15 protein-coding genes are annotated in these 17,632 nt (G+C 60.0%); 11 read left to right on the forward strand and 4 right to left on the reverse strand.

Going from position 1 to position 17,632, the window contains the following annotated elements; genetic code table 11:
- The first annotated feature begins 92 nt into the window (after nt 1-92).
- The 4 genes from AC27VO_RS03795 to AC27VO_RS03810 all read left to right on the forward strand — a co-directional run bounded on the left by AC27VO_RS03795 (nt 93) and on the right by AC27VO_RS03810 (nt 4,895).
- On the forward strand, nt 93-1,244 hold the full coding sequence (locus AC27VO_RS03795) for a BMP family ABC transporter substrate-binding protein (RefSeq protein WP_488665354.1): 1,152 nt from the start codon (nt 93-95) through the stop codon (nt 1,242-1,244).
- A gap of 351 nt (nt 1,245-1,595) precedes the next feature.
- Nucleotides 1,596-2,744: a BMP family ABC transporter substrate-binding protein gene (locus AC27VO_RS03800; RefSeq protein ID WP_488665355.1), complete on the forward strand. Its 1,149-nt coding sequence runs from the start codon at nt 1,596-1,598 to the stop codon at nt 2,742-2,744.
- A gap of 110 nt (nt 2,745-2,854) precedes the next feature.
- Nucleotides 2,855-3,826 (forward strand): aromatic ring-hydroxylating dioxygenase subunit alpha, encoded by a 972-nt coding sequence (locus AC27VO_RS03805; protein WP_488665539.1) that lies wholly within the window; start codon nt 2,855-2,857, stop codon nt 3,824-3,826.
- A gap of 4 nt (nt 3,827-3,830) precedes the next feature.
- Nucleotides 3,831-4,895, forward strand: coding sequence for an adenosine deaminase (locus AC27VO_RS03810; RefSeq protein WP_488665540.1), 1,065 nt, complete (start codon nt 3,831-3,833; stop codon nt 4,893-4,895).
- Between the two features lie 96 nt (nt 4,896-4,991).
- On the opposite strand, the gene AC27VO_RS03815 is transcribed toward AC27VO_RS03810, so the two are convergent.
- A complete protein-coding gene (locus AC27VO_RS03815) occupies nt 4,992-5,441 on the reverse strand; it encodes an HIT family protein (RefSeq protein ID WP_488665356.1) in 450 nt (149 codons plus the stop codon).
- 174 nt (nt 5,442-5,615) lie between these two features.
- Between AC27VO_RS03815 and AC27VO_RS03820 the strand changes: the two genes are divergently transcribed.
- The 3 genes from AC27VO_RS03820 (at nt 5,616) to dcd (ending at nt 8,828) form a co-directional block, all read left to right on the forward strand.
- Complete coding sequence (locus AC27VO_RS03820; protein WP_488665357.1) at nt 5,616-6,737, forward strand: BMP family ABC transporter substrate-binding protein; 1,122 nt, start codon at nt 5,616-5,618, stop codon at nt 6,735-6,737.
- A 168-nt stretch (nt 6,738-6,905) separates the two neighbouring features.
- On the forward strand, nt 6,906-8,198 hold the full coding sequence (guaD, locus tag AC27VO_RS03825) for a guanine deaminase (RefSeq protein WP_488665541.1): 1,293 nt from the start codon (nt 6,906-6,908) through the stop codon (nt 8,196-8,198).
- Between the two features lie 63 nt (nt 8,199-8,261).
- Nucleotides 8,262-8,828, forward strand: coding sequence for a dCTP deaminase (gene dcd, locus AC27VO_RS03830; protein WP_488665358.1), 567 nt, complete (start codon nt 8,262-8,264; stop codon nt 8,826-8,828).
- Between the two features lie 61 nt (nt 8,829-8,889).
- Here dcd and AC27VO_RS03835 read toward each other — a convergent pair whose 3' ends face one another.
- On the reverse strand, nt 8,890-10,584 hold the full coding sequence (locus tag AC27VO_RS03835; protein WP_488665359.1) for a sensor domain-containing diguanylate cyclase: 1,695 nt from the start codon (nt 10,582-10,584) through the stop codon (nt 8,890-8,892).
- A 493-nt stretch (nt 10,585-11,077) separates the two neighbouring features.
- Between AC27VO_RS03835 and ypfJ the strand changes: the two genes are divergently transcribed.
- The gene (gene ypfJ, locus AC27VO_RS03840) at nt 11,078-11,950 is read left to right on the forward strand and encodes a KPN_02809 family neutral zinc metallopeptidase (protein ID WP_488665360.1); all 873 of its coding nucleotides are present in this window, start codon (nt 11,078-11,080) and stop codon (nt 11,948-11,950) included.
- A gap of 110 nt (nt 11,951-12,060) precedes the next feature.
- Nucleotides 12,061-13,476 carry a DEAD/DEAH box helicase gene (locus AC27VO_RS03845; protein WP_488665361.1) on the forward strand — a complete coding sequence of 472 codons (1,416 nt, stop codon included), beginning with the start codon at nt 12,061-12,063 and terminating at the stop codon, nt 13,474-13,476.
- A gap of 74 nt (nt 13,477-13,550) precedes the next feature.
- Here the strand turns inward: AC27VO_RS03845 and AC27VO_RS03850 are convergent, their stop codons facing one another.
- Entirely contained in the window at nt 13,551-14,396 is an 846-nt protein-coding gene (locus AC27VO_RS03850) for a symmetrical bis(5'-nucleosyl)-tetraphosphatase (RefSeq protein ID WP_488665362.1), read from the reverse strand.
- 229 nt (nt 14,397-14,625) lie between these two features.
- Here AC27VO_RS03850 and AC27VO_RS03855 point away from each other — a divergent pair, with 229 nt between their 5' ends.
- On the forward strand, nt 14,626-14,916 hold the full coding sequence (locus AC27VO_RS03855; protein WP_488665363.1) for an H-NS histone family protein: 291 nt from the start codon (nt 14,626-14,628) through the stop codon (nt 14,914-14,916).
- Nucleotides 14,917-15,119: 203 nt separating this feature from the next.
- Nucleotides 15,120-16,331 carry an FAD-dependent monooxygenase gene (locus tag AC27VO_RS03860; RefSeq protein WP_488665364.1) on the forward strand — a complete coding sequence of 404 codons (1,212 nt, stop codon included), beginning with the start codon at nt 15,120-15,122 and terminating at the stop codon, nt 16,329-16,331.
- A 4-nt stretch (nt 16,332-16,335) separates the two neighbouring features.
- On the opposite strand, the gene AC27VO_RS03865 is transcribed toward AC27VO_RS03860, so the two are convergent.
- Nucleotides 16,336-17,532, reverse strand: a complete 1,197-nt coding sequence (locus tag AC27VO_RS03865; RefSeq protein WP_488665542.1) for an MFS transporter — start codon at nt 17,530-17,532, stop codon at nt 16,336-16,338.
- Between the last annotated feature and the right edge of the window lie 100 nt (nt 17,533-17,632).

Raw genomic sequence — 17,632 nt, forward strand, 5'->3', positions numbered from 1 at the left:
AACCAGACACCGTGCATTCGGTGCCGGATGCACACGTGCAAGGCGGGCTTTCCGGGCCCGCCTTTTTTTACATCCATGTCGAGGAAAAACTCATGTCTCAGCTGCACAAACGCACCGTGCTGAAGATGGTGGCCCTGTCGGCCATCACCGTTGCCACTCTCGCTGCTTGCGGTAAGAAGGAAGAAGCGGCACCCGCTGCACCAGCACCGGCAGCAGCGCCTGCCAAGGCTGACCCCCTTAAGGTCGGTTTTGTGTATGTCAGCCCCATTGGTGATGGTGGCTGGACTTACCAGCACGAGCTGGGCCGCAAGGCCGTGCAAGAGAAGTTCGGTGACAAGATCGAGACTTCTTTCGTTGAGAGCGTGGCCGAAGGCCCGGACTCTGAGCGCGTGATGCGTGATATGGCTGCACAGGGCAGCAAGCTGATTTTTGCGACCAGCTTTGGCTACCAAGAGTACGTGCAGAAGGTGGCGCCTGAGCTGCCGAACGTGAATTTCCAGCACGCCACGGGCTACAAGCAAGCCCCCAACAGCGCAACTTACGATGCCAAGACCTTTGAAGGTGCTTACATGGCCGGCATCGTGGCGGGCGCCATGACCAAGACCAAGACCGTGGGCGTTGTGGCTTCGGTGCCAATCCCTGAAGTGGTACGCAACATCAACTCCTTTGTGCTGGGTGCACAAAGCGTGGATCCTTCGATCAAGGCCAAGGTGGTGTGGGTGAACTCCTGGTTCAGCCCTCCGCAAGAAGCAGAAGCGGCCACCAGCCTGATCAATGGCGGTGTGGATGTGATGTACCAGAACACCAACTCGCCTGCCGTGTTGAAGACGGCCGAAGAGCGTGGTGCTTATGCCTTTGGTAAGGATGGCGACATGAGCGCCTATGCACCCAAGGCGCACCTGGGCTCGGCTGTGATCAACTGGGCGCCTTACTACACCAAGGTGGTGCAAGATGCGCTGGATGGCAAGGTCGAAAACGGCCAGAACTTCTGGTGGGGCGTCAAGGAAGGTGCAATGGATCTGGTGAAGATCTCGGATGAAGTGCCTCAAGCGATCAAGGACAAGGTCGAGCAAGTGCGCCAAGGCCTCAAGGACGGCACTTTCCAGATCTGGAAGGGCCCGCTCAAGGACAACACGGGCAAGCAGTTGCTGGCCGATGGTGAAGTGGCAGACATGCCGTTCATCACCAGCATCAAGTTCTACGTGGATGGCGTGGAAGGCACCGTGCCTGGCGCCAACAAGTAAGACTGCACACCAGTCTTGGCAGATGTGCTTGCCGCACCTGTCATTTGCTGCCAAAGGCCTCCTTTCAACGGAGGCCTTTTTTTGTCGGCGGCACAGGGCTGCTGTATACAAGCTGTGCGTGCGCAATGGCATACATCTTGCGATTGGGCAGGCATGCAACGCCGGGTGCCGCTGCGGGTGTGAATCGCCGTTTGTGAAAACTGCAACACCAGAATGGTGCTGTTTTGTAAAAAGACGCCGGTTTTGTGCAACCATCACGGCCTTGGCCGCGGTTGCTTGAACACTGGCGCAAAGCTGGTCGCAGGTGTTGCTGCAGTGGTTTGCCTATTCCCCGATCCATAAGGATGATCCATGACTGATCTGAACAAACGTTCCATGTTCAAACTGGCTGCCGTTTCGGCGCTGACCATCACCGCCTTGGCTGCGTGTGGCAAGAAGGATGAACCCGCAGCAGCCGCACCAGCGCCTGCTGTGGCCGAAGCGCCCGCCAAGGCAGAGCCTTTGAAGGTGGCTTTTGCCTATGTGGGCCCTGTGGGTGATGGCGGGTGGTCGTTTGCACACGACACCGCACGCAAGAAAATCCAGGAAGAGTTTGGCGACAAGATCGTCACCTCCTACGTAGAGAGCGTGCCAGAAGGCCCAGATGCAGAACGCGTGCTGCGCGACATGGCAGGTCAGGGCAACAAGCTGATTTTCGGCACGACCTTTGGCTACATGGATTCGCTGCAGAAAATTGCGCCTGATTTCAAGGACGTGAAGTTTGAACACGCCACCGGCTACAAGACAGCCGAGAACGTGCGCACTTACGACAGCCGTACCTACGAAGGTGCCTACATGGCTGGCGTGATTGCTGGCGGCATGACCAAGTCCAACACGCTGGGTATCGTGGCTTCGGTGCCAATCCCTGAAGTGATCCGCAACATCAACTCCTTCACACTGGGTGCCCAGTCCGTGAACCCCAACATCTCGACCAAGGTGGTCTGGGTGAACGAGTGGTTCAGCCCACCCAAGGAAACAGAAGCCGCTACCAGCTTGATCAACGGCGGCGCAGACGTGCTGTTCCAAAACACCGACTCTCCCGCCGTGCTCAAGACCGCTGAAGAAAAGGGCGCACGCGCCTTCGGTTGGGATTCGGACATGACCGCTTACGGCCCCAAGGCACACCTGGGCTCTTCCATCATCAACTGGCAGCCTTACTACTCCAAGGCGGTCAAGGACGTGCTGGAAGGCACATGGACCACTGGCAGCAGCTGGTGGGGTGTGAAGGAAGGTGCGATCGACCTGGTGTCGGTGGCTGACGATGTGCCTGCTGAGCTGAAAGCCAAGTTGGAAGAAGTCAAGTCTGGTCTGAAGGCCGGCACCTTCCAGATCTGGAAGGGCCCGATTGCTGGCAATGACGGCAAGGAAATTCTGGCGGCAGATGCTGTTGCGGACGATGCCTTCCTGTCGGGCGTTAACTTCTACGTCAAGGGCGTGGAAGGCAAGGTGCCAGGCAAGTAAGCCAGGCACGACGAGCCTGTGCATGGTTCGGTTATTGCAAGGGCTGCCCATGGGCAGCCCTTTTCTTTGGAAAGATACGGCCCATGAATACAACTGTGAGCCCCACGCCCATGATGGAAAAAAGCCAGTGGCACCCCGTCGCCCTGATCTCTGATGTGACAGACCGCCCCGTTGCCGTCCGCCTGCTGGGTGAAGATTTGGTGTTGTGGCGCGATGCCGAGGGAATGGCCAAAGCGTTTGTTGACCGCTGCCCGCACCGCGGCACCCGGTTTTCTCTGGGCCGTGTGCATGAAGGCCACCTCGAGTGCCCCTACCACGGCTGGCAATTTGCGGCCAGTGGCCAGTGCGTCAAAGTGCCTGCGGTGCCTGGTTTCACGCCGCCGCCACAGCACTGTGTGAAGTCGTTTGGCGTGCAGCAGGCTTATGGTCTGATCTGGGTGCAGCTGGAGGCCGCCGATGTGGCGCTGCCAGCCTTCGCCGCAGAGGCCGATGCGCATCTGCGCAAGGTCAATTGCGGCCCCTACGACGTGCAGGCCAGCGGCCCGCGCACGATCGAGAACTTTCTGGACATGTCGCACTTTGGCTTTGTGCACGAAGGCTGGCTGGGCAGCCGCGACACGGCAGAGATGTCCCCCTACACCGTGGAGAACACGCCAACCGGCGTTCGGGCGACCAATTGCCAGGCCGTGCAGCCGCAGTCCAATCTGCACTCCACCAAGCCTGCACAGGTGCACTACACCTACGAAGTCACGGCGCCGTACACGGCATTGCTGACCAAGATTCCCGAAGAAGGTAGCAAGCAAGGCTGGCACGAATCCATTGCGCTGTTCATCTGCCCGGTCACGCCCACCAGCTGCAGGGTGTGGTTCCGCCTGGCCGTGGCAGACTTTGAATCCACGGATGACACGCTGCAAGCCTTCCAGCACACTATCTTCACGCAGGATCAGCCGGTGCTGGAATCTCAGTGGCCCCAAGAGTTGCCGCTGGACCCGCGTGCCGAGCTGCATTCATCGGCCGACCGCATGTCGGCTGCTTACCGCCGTTACCTGAAAACCAGCGGCGTCACTTTCGGAGTTTGTTGACGTGATGACCTACGCCATTCCTTCCGCGGCCCAGCACATCTCTGCCGCACAGCTGCCCGAGTTGTTGCGCACCATGCCCAAGGCCGAGTTGCATATGCACATCGAAGGCTCTCTGGAGCCCGAGCTGATCTTCGCGCTGGCCCGGCGCAATGGCGTAGCGCTGAAATACGACAGCGTGGAGGCATTGCGCAGTGCCTACGCGTTCACCGATCTGCAGAGCTTTCTGGAAATCTACTACGCCGGTGCCAGTGTTTTGTTGCAGGAGCAGGACTTCTATGACATGGCCATGGCCTATCTGGCGCGTGCTGCGGCCGACCACGTGGTGCGTGCAGAAATCTTTTTTGACCCGCAGACCCACACCGAGCGCGGCGTACCCATGGCCACGGTGATCCACGGCCTGGCGCGTGCCTGCCAGGAGGCACAGCTGAAGTGGGGGATCAGCGCAGTACTGATCCTCAGTTTTTTGCGCCATTTAAGCGAAGAAGCCGCTTTTTCTGCGTTGGAAGCAGCGCTGCCTTACCGCGAGCATTTCATCGGCATTGGCCTAGACAGCTCGGAGCAGGGCAACCCGCCCGAGAAGTTCGAGCGCGTGTTTGCCCGGTGCAAGGCCTTGGGTTTGCACCTGGTGGCCCATGCCGGGGAAGAGGGGCCGCCGGCCTATGTCTGGGGCGCGTTGAACGCCTTGAAGGTAGAGCGCATCGATCATGGTGTGCAGTCCGAAAAAGACCTGGACCTGATGCTGCGCCTGGCGCGCACGCGCATGCCGTTGACGGTGTGCCCGCTGTCCAACCAGAAGCTGTGTGTCTTCCCTGATTTGCGCGAGCACAATCTGCCGCGCCTGCTGGCGGCGGGCCTGAATGTGACCGTCAACTCGGACGATCCGGCCTATTTTGGTGGCTACGTCAACGAGAACTATCTGCAAGTCTTTGCTGCGACGGGCATGGGCGCCAAAGAAGCGTACCAGCTGGCGCGCAACAGCCTGGAAGCGGCCTTTGCCACCGACGCGCAAAAAGCCGATTGGGTGCAGCAGCTGGATGAAAGCTTTGCAGGTTTTGCGCAGAAAGCTTAAAAAACAGAGCGGCTAGCGCTGATGTAGAAAAGGGTTGAGATAGATAACTATCTCAACCCTTTGTTTTTCAAGCGCTACAAGCTCTTATTTTTGAAGCTATACGGCGGGCTGCATCGCCGCTGTCAGCTGCTCGGCATAGCCTTGCAGCAGCTGCACGGGGGGCTCTTTGCGGGGCCATGTCAGTGCCATGCCGTCGTTCTCGTGGCGGGGCAGCACATGCAGGTGAAAGTGGAAAACGGTTTGCCCGCCTGCGGCCCCGTTGGCCTGAAAGAGGGTGATGCCATCGGGCGCAAAAGCCTGCTGCGCCGCGTGGGCGATCCGCTGCGCGGTCTGCATCACGGCGGCCGCTTCCTCGGGCGTGAGCTCCAGCAGCGTCACGGCATGGCGTTTGCTGGCCACCAGCACATGGCCGGGGTTGACCTGGCCAATGTCCATAAAGGCCACGGTCAGGGCATCTTCGTACACCTTGGCTGCGGGTATTTCACCCGCCGCGATCTTGCAAAAAATGCAGTAGCCGGGTGGGGATGTATCAACAAACAAGGGCATAGGGCAGTTCCAGGGTGGGGTCAGCCATCGTAGGCGCGCGCAGTGGCGACCCCAGTCTGGTTAATCCGAACGCCACCATGGTTGGCTTCTGGCGCTAGAATCCGCCGCTTCGCTTTGCCGCATTGCTCCAGCGCTTGGTGATGATTCAAATTTGGAGCCATGTAGAGGAACACCATGTACAAAAACCTCGCAGCCACGCTCGTGGCCGCTTGCGCCGTCGTACCTTTTTCAGCCCCCGCCTTCGCGCAGTCTGCGGCCAAGCAGACACCGTCTTCCCACTCCACCCCCACGCCGCTCAAAGCCGCTTTTGTGTATGTCACGCCGGTGCTGTATGCGGGCTGGACGCGCCAGCACGAAGAGGGCCGCCAGCAGCTGCAGCGTGACCTGGGCAGTTCGGTGCAGACCACGGCGGTGGAGAACGTGCCCGAGGGGCCGGACGCAGAGCGCGTGATTCGCGATCTGGCCCAGCAGGGCAACCAGCTGATCTTTACCACCAGCTTTGGTTATATGGAGCCCACGCTGCGTGTGGCCAAGGACTTCCCGGGCGTCAAGTTCGAGCACATCACGGGCTATAAGCAAGCCGCCAATGTAGCCACTGCGAATGCGCGCTACTACGAGGGGCGCTATCTGTCAGGCATTGCCGCCGGGCGCGTGAGCCGCAGCGGTGTAGCCGGCTTTGTGGCGGGCTTTCCCATTCCCGAAGTGGTGCAGGGCGTGAATGCCTTCACCTTGGGCATGCGCAGCGTTAACCTCCAGGCGCAGGTCAAAGTGGTGTGGCTCAACACCTGGTTTGACCCGGCCATGGAGCGCGAGGCCGCCATGAGTCTGATGGACCAGGGCGCCGATGTGCTGTCTTTCCAGGTCGCCAGCACGGCGGTGATGGCGGCGGCGCAAGAGCGCGGCAAGATGGCTGTGGCCTACCACTCGGACATGCGCAAGGACGGGTCTGATGCGCAGCTGATGGCCATCACCCACCACTGGGGCGATTACTACACTGCACGTGCCAAGGCGGTGCACAACGGTAGCTGGAAGCCGGGCGACACCTGGGGCGGCGTGAAAGAAGGCATGGTGCGTGTGGGCCAATTTGGCCCCCAGATGCCTGCTGCCGTGCGCGCGGAGGTGCTGGCGCGCCAGGCTGATATGGCCGCAGGGCGACTGCAGCCGTTTCGGGCGGTGCAGGGCGACATTCGTGATAACCGGGGGCAGTTGCGGATTGCCAAGGGTACACAGCCCAGCGATGCCCAGCTGCTGCGCATGGACTGGTTGGTGGATGGCGTGATTGGCAGTACAAAGTAAGCCTGCACAGGCGGTAAATACGTAGGCCGCATGCACCCCTGAGCCCGGAAAATCAGGAGCGCCTTGCACTGGTCATGGTTAGGTTTTGGCATGTTTTATGCGAGAAACAGCGTCCCATCCAGCGCAAGCTGCTACTGAAATGTTTGCCACCGTGGAGTGCCCATGCCCTTGAAGATCTACCGCAGCGCCTTGCTCCGCTTTGACCAGGACGGCAGCGCCCTGTATGACAGCGATGGCCTGCTGGCCGTCGCCCCGGATGCGCAGGGCCAGGAGCGTGTGCTGGCGGCGGGTAGCTGGCAGGCCTTGCAGGCGGAATACGCTGCACGGCCTGATGCGCAGGTGCAGCACCTGCCTGGCAAGCTGATTGCGCCGGGCTTTGTGGACATGCACATCCACTACCCCCAAACCGATGTGATTGGCGCACCGGCCGATGGGCTGCTGCCTTGGCTGGAGAACTACACCTTCCCGCACGAGGCGCGGTTTCATGACCGTGCCTACGCCGACAGCGTGGCGGAATTCTTTCTGGATGAGCTGCTGCGCAACGGCGTGACCACATCGCTGACGTTTGCCACCTCGCACCCCACATCGGTGGATGCCATCATGGCCGCCTCGCAAGCACGCGGCATGCGCATGATGGCGGGCAAGGTGCTGCAAGACCGCCACAGCCCCGACGGCGTGCGCGACGATACCGAGCAGGGCCTGATCGATACCGAAGCGCTGATTCAGCGCTGGCACGGTGTAGACCGCTTGGGCTACGCCATCACCCCACGTTTTGCACCGACCAGTTCACCCGAACAACTGAAGGGTGCCGGTGCGTTGGCCGCCAAGTACAGCGACGTATGGGTGCACTCGCATGTGTCTGAGAACCTTGATGAAATCCGCTGGGTGCGCGAGCTGTACCCCGAGGCGCGCAGCTACCTCGATGTGTACCAGCGCTTTGGCCTGATGCGTGAGCGTGCGGTATATGCGCACTGCATCTGGCTGGACGCCACCGACCGCGCTTTGCTGCGCGAGACCCACACCGCTGCTGCCATCAGCCCGACCAGCAACCTGTTCCTGTCCAGCGGCTACTTTGACTACATCCAGGCCGATGCCGTTGGCTTTATGTACGGGTTGGCCAGTGATGTGGGCGGTGGCATGAGTTTTTCGCCATTTCGCACCATGCAGGCTGCCTACGTGGTGGGGCGCGAGCAACACAGCAAACAGGGCCTGAGCTTGAAACCTGTCCATTTGTGGTGGCAGCACACCGCCGGTGCAGCCAAGGCGCTGGGGCTGGAGGGCGTGGTGGGCAATCTGCAACCGGGGTGCGAGGCCGATTTCGTGGTCATCAACCCCGCTGGCACCCCGTTGCTGGCACGCAAAACACAGCAGGCGCAGTCGCTCGATGAGCTGCTTTTTGCCATGATCGTGCTCGGAGATGACCGCTTGATTGAGCAAACCATTGTCTCTCAAGCAAAATAGGGCTATTGCGCTCATGCATGAAGCGCAGCCAGCTATAAAAAATTCACCGAACAGGATATCTCCATGAGCATCATGAGCGACAAATGGATCCGCACCATGGCGGAGCAGCACGGCATGATCGAGCCGTTTGAACCCGGCCAGATCCGCGAAGCCGATGGCAAGAAAATCATCAGCTACGGCACTTCCAGCTACGGCTACGACATCCGCTGCGCACGCGAGTTCAAGGTGTTTACCAACATCCACAGCACCGTGGTGGATCCCAAGAACTTCGACGAAAAGAGTTTTGTCGATTTCGAGGGTGACTCCTGCATCATTCCGCCCAACAGCTTTGCGCTGGCGCGCACGGTCGAGTACTTCCGTATCCCCCGCGATGTGCTGACCGTCTGCCTGGGCAAATCCACTTACGCGCGCTGCGGTATCATCGTGAACGTGACGCCATTCGAGCCTGAGTGGGAAGGCTATGTGACGCTGGAGTTCTCCAACACCACACCGCTGCCTGCCAAGATTTATGCCGGTGAAGGCTGCGCACAGGTGCTGTTCCTGCAGGGCAATGAACCTTGCGAGACCAGCTACAAAGACCGTGGTGGCAAGTACCAGGGCCAGCATGGCGTGACCTTGCCACGCACGTAAGCATGGTCACATACGCATAAAAAAACCGGCCTGGGGCCGGTTTTTTTATGCCCCGCAGTGCTTAGTCCATGCGGCGCACGCGGTTGCGCCCCCCCTGTTTGGCTTGGTAGAGTGCTGCATCGCTGCGCCCAATCATGGCGGCCAGACTGTCTTGCGCACCGGGGCGCAGGCTGCTGATGCCGATGCTGACGTGAATGTGGCCGACTGGCGGTATCTCCTGCGCAGCAATGCTGTGCAGCAGTGCTTCGGCCAGTTGGGTGGCGGACGGGGCGTCGGTGTCGGGCAGCAGCAGCACGAACTCCTCCCCACCAAAACGTGCCACCAGGTCGGTCTGGCGGGCGCGCTGCGTGAGCGTGAGTGCCAGACGTTGCAACACCGTATCGCCCACGCCATGGCCGAACTGGTCGTTGATGTGCTTGAAGAAATCAATGTCCAGCGACAGCACGCTCAAGGGGCGCCCGCTGCGGGTGGCCAGCGCCATGGCCAAGGCAGCTTGCAGCTCAAAACCACGGCGGTTGAGCAGTTTGGTCAGCGGATCGGTGCTGGCCTGGCGCTGCAGCTCGGCATTGGCGGCTTGCAGCTCCAGCGTGCGCTGGTGCACTTCGGCTTTCATGGCGTTGTTGGTATCCAGCAACTGCTGCGTCATGTGCGAGAGTGAGCGCGACAGCTGCAGCACTTCGCGGTTGTGCCCGGTCACGGGCAAGGGTGTGTGGTTGGCGCCGTTTTGCAGGCGCTGGGCTGCATGTGCCAGGGATTTCAGGTCATCGCTGAGGTGGCGGGCCAGGTGCCAGGCAATGAATGCTGCCACCACACCGACCACAAGACCGACGGCCAAAGCCAGCCACAGCATGCGGTTGGCACCGGCGTAAGCCGTTTCAATGGGCTGGCGCACCACGATCCACCAGCCCAGGTCGGTCGTGGCGCTGGGCAGCTGCACCGCAGCGGTGAGGTAGGGCGCGGGGCGGTCCTTCCATTGGGCTTGTACGGGTTGGCCTGTGCGGGCTTGGCGCAGGGCCGCTGCATCCAGTGGCAAAGTCTGACCGAGATCGCTGTAAGGCTGAAGCTTGCCACCCGGTGCGTAGATCAGGCCACCTTGCTGGTCGAAAATGAAAATCGATTGCTGCAGTGCACGATCGGTGCTGTGGAGCAGGCGTTCTACGGAGTCGCGGACCCAGTCCCAGCTGGCATGAATCCCCAGTACGCCTGCAATGCTGCCGTCCGGGCGGTAGATGGGGGCCGAGAAATCCACCAGCCTCAAGGGCTCTCCATGGGGTGTGGGGGGGAGTAAACCTGCCAGCAGTTTGGCGGGATGCACTTCGCTGATATAGGGGCTGGATAGCCCTTGCTGAAACCAAGGACGAGCGGATACATCAACGCCTTGCAGCATGCCTGCGGTCGCATTGCGCACAATGCCCTGCAAATCGGCCACCCCCATCCACACGTTGTAGGGGTTGATGTGCTGCACCCGATCCAACATGGTGCGCACGCTGTGGGCACTCAGCCCGCCTTCCCACAGCTCTTTGGAGCGGGCCAGAATTTGGGCACGGTGGCTTTGCTGGTTGATCTCTTCGTGCAGCACCGTGGTCGCGTTGTTGGCCACCATGCCCAAGGTAGCAGCTGCTTGCTGCTGCAGGCGCAGCTTCAGCAGCTCCCCGCTGAGCAGGCACAGGCAGATGGCCAAAAGCGCGGTGAAGCCACCAAACACCATGGCAATTTGTGTGCGCAGGCTGCGAGCGACAGGTAGCTGCTGGTTCATGGGTCGAAGGACATAACAGGTATGGCGCTGCACCAAAGTGCTATGGCACGTGGCAGGCAAACCCTGATTGGGGGGATGGAATGAACAGTGCAAGCATAGGCGATGAACGGTTTTCCTACACGCAATAGGCATGCCGCGAACTTCGCAGAGGTGTCTGCTAAATCTAGCATTTGCGCAAGTTATGGTGAGTTTTTCTATGAGCGCATATCCATTCAAGAGGTCAACACCGAGAAAGTGCACGTCTGTGTGTCTGATGGCCGTGGGGCTGGTTTTGCTGGTTTGGCAATTTTTCACACTGGTTGAGGTGGTAGAGGTGCACACTGCGCATGCCAAAACCGTTAGCGAATCTGCCAGTTGGGCTGGCAAACCTGTTGGCACCATGCAGCAACCGTCCGCGGAAGATGACCTCAGTTGGAAGGCGGTACAGCATGTCGAAACAAATAATGCAGGCATGATGCGTGCAGCGATACCGTAATGAGATGAGGAGAGCGCTATGAAGTGGGAAGGCAACCGCCAGTCCGATAACGTGGAAGACCAACGCAGCGGTGGCGGGGGGGCTCCCATTTTTGGTGGGCGCAATATTGGTATCGGCACCATCGTAATCGCCTTGGTGGGCGGCTGGGTGCTGGGGATCAATCCCTTGACGATTCTGGGTGTGCTGAGCGGCGGTGGTGGCAATGCTGTCGTGCAGCCGCATACCCCTGCGCCTGGCCCTGCGGCCAATGACACGATGGGGCGGTTTGTCTCGACCGTGTTGGCAGATACCGAAGATGTCTGGGGGCAAATCTTCAAACAGGGTGGCGCGAACTACCAGCAGCCCAAGCTGGTGCTGTTTCGCGGCGCTGTCGGTACGGCGTGTGGCACTGGTCAAGCCGCCATGGGACCGTTTTACTGTCCCGGAGATCACAAGGTCTATATTGACCTGTCGTTTTATGACCAGTTGAAGAACCAACTGGGCGCCCCCGGCGATTTTGCGCAGGCCTATGTGATTGCGCACGAGGTGGGGCACCACGTGCAGAACTTGCTGGGTATCTCCAGTCAGGTGGATCAAATGCGTGGCAGCGTGAGCAAGGTTGAATACAACAAGCTGTCGGTCAAGCTGGAGCTGCAGGCCGACTGTTTTGCCGGAGTGTGGGCACACCATGCGCACAATCAGCGCAAAATTCTGGAGCAAGGCGATGTGGAAGAGGCCATGAATGCTGCCGCCAAGATTGGCGACGATGCATTGCAACGTGCCCAGACAGGCCAGGTGGTGCCTGACAGCTTTACCCATGGCACCAGTGCACAGCGTCAACGCTGGTTTACTACGGGCCTGCAAACAGGCTCGATGAAGGCTTGCGACACCTTTTCTTCGGCCAGCTTGTAACAACTCTTGGCCGTGAGTGAGGTTTTATTTCCACGGAATCCGCGAAGACACGCTGGATTTAATGACCTCACACGGTGCTTTGCGCGCACAGTGCGACAATAGCAGGCTCAATGACAAGTTCTTTTTCCTCTTTACTCTTGGCGGAGCCTCTGGCACGCGCCGTGGCCGAAATGGGCTACGAGTCCATGACCCCCATCCAGGCCCAGGCGATTCCGGTGGTTTTAACCGGCAAGGATGTGATGGGAGCCGCGCAAACTGGCACGGGCAAGACCGCAGCCTTTTCGCTGCCGCTGCTGCAACGCCTGATGCGGCACGAGAACAGCTCGGCCTCTCCAGCACGCCACCCGGTACGTGCCTTGGTGCTCTTGCCCACGCGTGAGCTGGCCGACCAGGTCGCACAGCAGATTGCGCTGTATGCCAAGCACACCAAGCTGCGTAGCACGGTGGTGTTTGGTGGCATGGACATGAAGCCCCAGACCATCGAGCTGAAAAAAGGTGTGGAAGTGCTGGTGGCCACGCCCGGTCGCCTGCTGGACCACATCGAAGCCAAGAATGTGGTGCTCAACCAGGTGGAATATGTGGTGCTGGACGAGGCCGACCGTATGCTGGACATCGGGTTCTTGCCCGATTTGCAGCGCATCCTGAGTCACCTGCCCAAGTCGCGCACAACGCTGCTGTTCAGTGCCACGTTCTCGCCCGAGATCAAGCGCCTGGCCGGCAGCTATTTGCAAGATCCTGTCACCATCGAAGTCGCACGTCCCAATGAGACGGCGTCGACGGTGGAACAGCGCTTTATTGCAGCCAATGACGATGACAAGCGCCGTGCCATTCAAATGGTGCTACGCGAAAAGGGCATCCGCCAGGCCTTCATCTTCTCCAACAGCAAGCTGGGCTGTGGTCGCTTGACCCGTGCCTTGGAGCGTGATGGCTACCGCGCCACCGCCTTGCATGGTGACAAGAGCCAGGATGAGCGATTGAAGGCGCTGGAAGCCTTCAAGCAAGGCGAGATGGACCTGCTGGTGTGTACCGACGTTGCTGCGCGGGGCCTAGACATCAAGGACGTACCTGCAGTCTTTAACTATGACGTGCCCTTTAACGCCGAAGACTATGTGCACCGCATTGGCCGTACAGGCCGTGGCGGTGCCTCGGGTTTGGCTGTGACCATGGTGGGCAGCTCCGACACCAAGCTGATTGCTGACATCGAGAAGCTGATCAAGAAGAAGATTCAGGTGGAAACCATCCAGCTGCCCGATGCACGCCGCTTCCGTGAGCGTGACAGCCAGCGGGATGCGCCAGGGCGTGAAGAGGTGCAACGCAGTGCCTCGGCCCATGGCACACGCCCTGCACGTGGTGCCCGCCCGGTGCGTAGTGCCTCGGCGGATCCTTTCTTTGACAAGCCTTATGAAGCCAGCGAGTCGCATGTGCCCGCATGGGATGCTGCCAAGGGTGCGCCGAAGGCTGCAGTGCTGGGCAGCAAGCCCAAGCGCAAGGTCGCCGCGCTGTTCAAGCCTGCTGGCAGCTTCTAAGCCAAGGGCATGCGCCAGAAAAAAGCCACGTTTTAACGTGGCTTTTTTTATATCTGACAGAAGGGGGGGAGGGGTCAACCCGGTTTTTGGGCCTGTTCGCAGCCGATCTGGTGCAGCGTACGTTCTTGAAAGTCGCTGCCAATCTCCATAGCGCTGAGACAGCCGCCCCAGATACAGCCGGTGTCCAGTGCCATTAGGTTGGGGAGATTGACCAAGCCCAGTGTGGACCAGTGGCCGAATGCCAATATATCGTTGGCCGTTTTTCGGTCTGGGCATTCAAACCAGGGCATTAATCCCGCGGGGGCGGCATCGGCAGACTCTGAACTCTCAAAATCCATGATGCCGTCTGCGGAGCAAAATCGGATGCGCGTCAGCGCATTCACAATCACGCGCAGTCTGTCACTCCCCGTTAATTCGGCATCCCATTGCTTCGGTTCATTGCCGTACATATGCATCAAAAAATGCGGTAATGCATCCCCTTTGACTTGCTGGTGCACTTCATCGGCCAATTGCAGGGTTTCATGGAAACTCCACTGCGGTAATACCCCAGCGTGCACCATTAATAGGCGTTGCCCATTTTTATTTTCGAGCGAACGTGCCAAAGGCTGCTGCGCCACCCAGTTCAGCAAAGTGGCGCAATCGGGTGCGTTCAAAATGCTTTGCAAAGTATCGCATCTGCCTGGTTTGCGCACGCCATAAGCACTGGCGAGTAAATGCAGATCATGGTTACCCAGCAAAGGCTTGATGGCGGCGCCAAGCTGCATGCAGCGGCGCAGCACTTGCGCTGACTGTGGCCCGCGATTGACCAAGTCGCCCAGTAAATACACCGTGTCTCGGCTGGGTGAGAAACTGATGGTGCTCAAAAGTCGCTCCAGCGCCGCATCGCAACCTTGTATATCACCAATTAAGTAAGTGGGCACTTTGTTACTTCCTGTTTGTGCTTGGAGGGTTGGGCTGATGGTAGTAGCACGTAGCCTGAGAGTTTAAATCTGTTTGATGCGTGCAGGCCGGTGCTGCAGATGAAGCCAGCGGCAAGCCAATGGTGTTTTTTGCACTTGTATATTTGAAATATTTTTTAAATCCCTACAAAAGGTTTTATAAAAATAGGGAGATATCTATAATAAAAATTCTCAAGAAAGGAATCTGACCATGAGTTCTTATAAAGATCTTTTGAAGCAGCGCGACGACTTGGAAAAACAAATTCAGGATGCACGCCAGGGTGAATTGGCCGAGGCCGTCAGCAAGGTGCGTGCATTGGTGGAAGAGCACGGTTTGAGTGCGTCGGATGTATTTCCTCCCGCACGCTCTGCGCGTGCGGGCAGCGCAGGCTCGAAAGTTGCCCCCAAATATAAGAACCCCCAAACCGGTGAAACCTGGACGGGCCGCGGTAAAGCGCCCAAGTGGATTCAGGATCAAGACCGCAGCAAATTCGAGATTTGATGCCGATGGAGAACAAAGCCTGCGCAAGCAGGCTTTTTTTATGTCGGGTTTCCTGCGCGAAATGACTGGCTTTTGTTAAGGCATATCGGGGCGAATGCCTCTACGCGCGGCGCGCATGCATTGTGCGCAGTATTTGCGGCGTATCAGGCTTCGATGTGTTCGTGAGTGCCCCGTGCACGTATTTCAGCGCCACAATTTAGCCCATGAAAAAACAAGTACTGATTGCCGGTGGCGGTATTGCGGGCATGGCTGCGGCGCTGGGCGCATCGCATGCTGGCTGGGATGCGCGCTTGTTTGAACGCGCAGCCGCTTTCTCCGAAGTAGGGGCGGGGGTGCAACTGGGGCCGAACGTGGTGCGCCGCCTACAAGCCTGGGGGCTGCAAAAGCCTTTGCAGCAAGTGGTTGCTGTGCCGCAGCAGCTGGTGGCCCGCAGCGCGATGAGTGGGCAGGTCCTGGCCAGTGCGCCGCTGGGGCAGTCCATGGTCGAGCGCTATGGCGCGGCGTACGTCACCATTCACCGGGCAGATTTGCACAGCGTGCTGCAGCAAGCGGCCCAGGCGCGCACGGATATTTTTATCAATGCGGGCCAGGAAGTTGCCGAAGTTTTGGGGACAGAGCGGGTGACCACCATTCGCACGTCGGCCAACAAAGAAGTTGAGGGCGATGCCCTGATGCTGGCGGATGGCGTGTGGAGCAAGTTGCGTGGCCCGGTGCTGGGCGATAGCAGCCGCCCGCGCGTGTCTGGGCATCTGGCCTACCGGGCGTTGCTGCCCATGGCAGACATCCCTGTGGGCTGGCGCAGCAATGAGGTCACGGTGTGGTTGGGGCCGCGCATGCATGCGGTGCATTACCCCGTGCGCCGGGGCGAGATGATGAACATCATCGTCATCATCGAAGGCCCTGCACCGCAAGATTTAGAGCATTGGGACCATGCTGGCAATGCCGCCACGCTGGAGCAGGCCTTGCAGCATTGCTCCAGCAATTTGCAGGATCTGCTGCGCAGCGTGCCTGCCGCAGGTGCCCAGTGGCGCCTGTGGCCTCTGTCAGATCGTGAACCCATTCAGGGGCCGCAGGCCATGGCCAAGGGGCTGGTCGGTTTGATTGGGGATGCTGCCCATCCCATGCGGCCTTATCTGGCGCAGGGTGCGGGCATGGCGATTGAGGATGCTGCTGAGCTGCAGCGTGCCTTGTCCATGGATGACCTGGACATTGAACTGCGCCTGCGCCGCTATGCCCTGAATCGCTGGGAACGCAACGCCCGTGTGCAGGCGCGCTCCATCCGCAACGGCAACATCTTCCATGCCACCGGGCCGGTGCGCTGGGGGCGGGATATGGCCATGCGCATGCTGGGCAGCAAACTCATGGATGTGCCCTGGCTCTACAGCGGCGAAGGCTCCAGCGCCAGCATTCTGTAAGCGCTCAGGTGGCTGGGCGTTGCAGCAAGGGCGAGGCTGGCAGCAGCCGGTAAGCGGTCGATGCGGCGGCCAGCCACAGGGCAATGGTCAGGGCGACGGCGGTGTAAGCCTCCCAGCCATGGCCAGCGGCCCATGCCGCCACCACGCCGGTCAGCCACTGCATCAGCGCCACGCCCAGGAACATGGCCATGGTGAACAGCGAGAGCGCGCGCCCTGTCATGTGGTTGGGGTAGGAGGCGCGCACATCTGCATACTGCAGCAAGCCATAGCCAGACAGCATGGCCATGGCCACCACCGTCACCACATTGGCGCTGGCGTTGTTCCACAGGGCCAGCACCACAAACAGGCTGGCCATGCACAGCGACAAATTGGCCAGCCACTGGCGGCGCGCCAGAATGCCGGGGTCCATACGGCCAAAGATGGCGGGGGTGAACAGGGAAATCAGCGACACCACAAAGGCCACATGCCCGCTGTGCACCAGGCTGAAGCCGTGGCGCTCCATCAGCAAGGGGCCAATCCACAGACCACGCAGCGACAGAAAGGCCGCGTAGCAAGACATGCCCAGCACCAGCATGCCCCAGGTGTGCGGCAGCGTCAGCAACTCCGCCATGCGCAAGAAGGCGTGCCCCCAGGTTTCCTTGCGTGCATCGGCAGCCTGCGGCAATGCGGGTTCGTGGACTTTGTAGAAAATCAGCAGCCACGACAGTGCGCACATGCCGCTGAGCAGCCAGAAACCGCTGCGCCAGCCGCCCAGCTCCACCACCCAGGCCAGCGGTGTGCCGGTGAACAGCAGCCCCAGGCCGCCAACGCCCATGGACAGGCCTGAGAAAAACGCGAACCGCTCGGCCGGAAAGTGGCGCGCAATGAAAATGGTGCATGCCAGAAAAGCGGGGGAGCAGCCCACGCCAATCATCAGTTGCCCCAACATCAGCCAGCCGTAGCTGGGTGCCGCGGCCGACACCACCGAGCCCAGCGCCGCCAGCGGGAAGGCGCACAGCACGGTGCGGCGCAGGCCATACAAATCCATGCCAATGCCCATCAGCAGCTGGGCCACCCCAAAAGACAGACCAAACAGTCCGGCGAAGGCGCCGAGCGAGCTGGCGCTGATGCCAAAGTCTTGCTGCAGCCCCTGCGCCAGGATGGCGGTGATGGTGCGAAAGGCCTGGCTGAGGGCAAAGCCGCTGAGCAAGGCCAGCAACATGGCCCATAGCTGGCGCTGCCCCAAGCGGTGGTCGGTGGTGGTGGTGTGGTCGGGCACGATGGCAATCTCCTGTGGCAAGCGTAGCGCCCACGGCCATTTG

The organism is Comamonas sp. 14P8.1.4 (genome assembly GCF_057799285.1).

Excerpts from the sequence above, each read along its gene's own strand:
- AC27VO_RS03795 (WP_488665354.1), top strand. The coding sequence starts at position 93 with ATGTCTCAGCTGCACAAACGCACCGTGCTGAAGATGGTGGCCCTGTCG.
- AC27VO_RS03800 (WP_488665355.1), top strand. The coding sequence starts at position 1,596 with ATGACTGATCTGAACAAACGTTCCATGTTCAAACTGGCTGCCGTTTCG.
- AC27VO_RS03805 (WP_488665539.1), top strand. The coding sequence starts at position 2,855 with ATGATGGAAAAAAGCCAGTGGCACCCCGTCGCCCTGATCTCTGATGTG.
- AC27VO_RS03810 (WP_488665540.1), top strand. The coding sequence starts at position 3,831 with ATGACCTACGCCATTCCTTCCGCGGCCCAGCACATCTCTGCCGCACAG.
- AC27VO_RS03815 (WP_488665356.1), bottom strand. The coding sequence starts at position 5,441 with ATGCCCTTGTTTGTTGATACATCCCCACCCGGCTACTGCATTTTTTGC.
- AC27VO_RS03820 (WP_488665357.1), top strand. The coding sequence starts at position 5,616 with ATGTACAAAAACCTCGCAGCCACGCTCGTGGCCGCTTGCGCCGTCGTA.
- dcd (WP_488665358.1), top strand. The coding sequence starts at position 8,262 with ATGAGCATCATGAGCGACAAATGGATCCGCACCATGGCGGAGCAGCAC.
- AC27VO_RS03835 (WP_488665359.1), bottom strand. The coding sequence starts at position 10,584 with ATGAACCAGCAGCTACCTGTCGCTCGCAGCCTGCGCACACAAATTGCC.
- ypfJ (WP_488665360.1), top strand. The coding sequence starts at position 11,078 with ATGAAGTGGGAAGGCAACCGCCAGTCCGATAACGTGGAAGACCAACGC.
- AC27VO_RS03845 (WP_488665361.1), top strand. The coding sequence starts at position 12,061 with ATGACAAGTTCTTTTTCCTCTTTACTCTTGGCGGAGCCTCTGGCACGC.
- AC27VO_RS03855 (WP_488665363.1), top strand. The coding sequence starts at position 14,626 with ATGAGTTCTTATAAAGATCTTTTGAAGCAGCGCGACGACTTGGAAAAA.
- AC27VO_RS03860 (WP_488665364.1), top strand. The coding sequence starts at position 15,120 with ATGAAAAAACAAGTACTGATTGCCGGTGGCGGTATTGCGGGCATGGCT.
- AC27VO_RS03865 (WP_488665542.1), bottom strand. The coding sequence starts at position 17,532 with ATGTTGCTGGCCTTGCTCAGCGGCTTTGCCCTCAGCCAGGCCTTTCGC.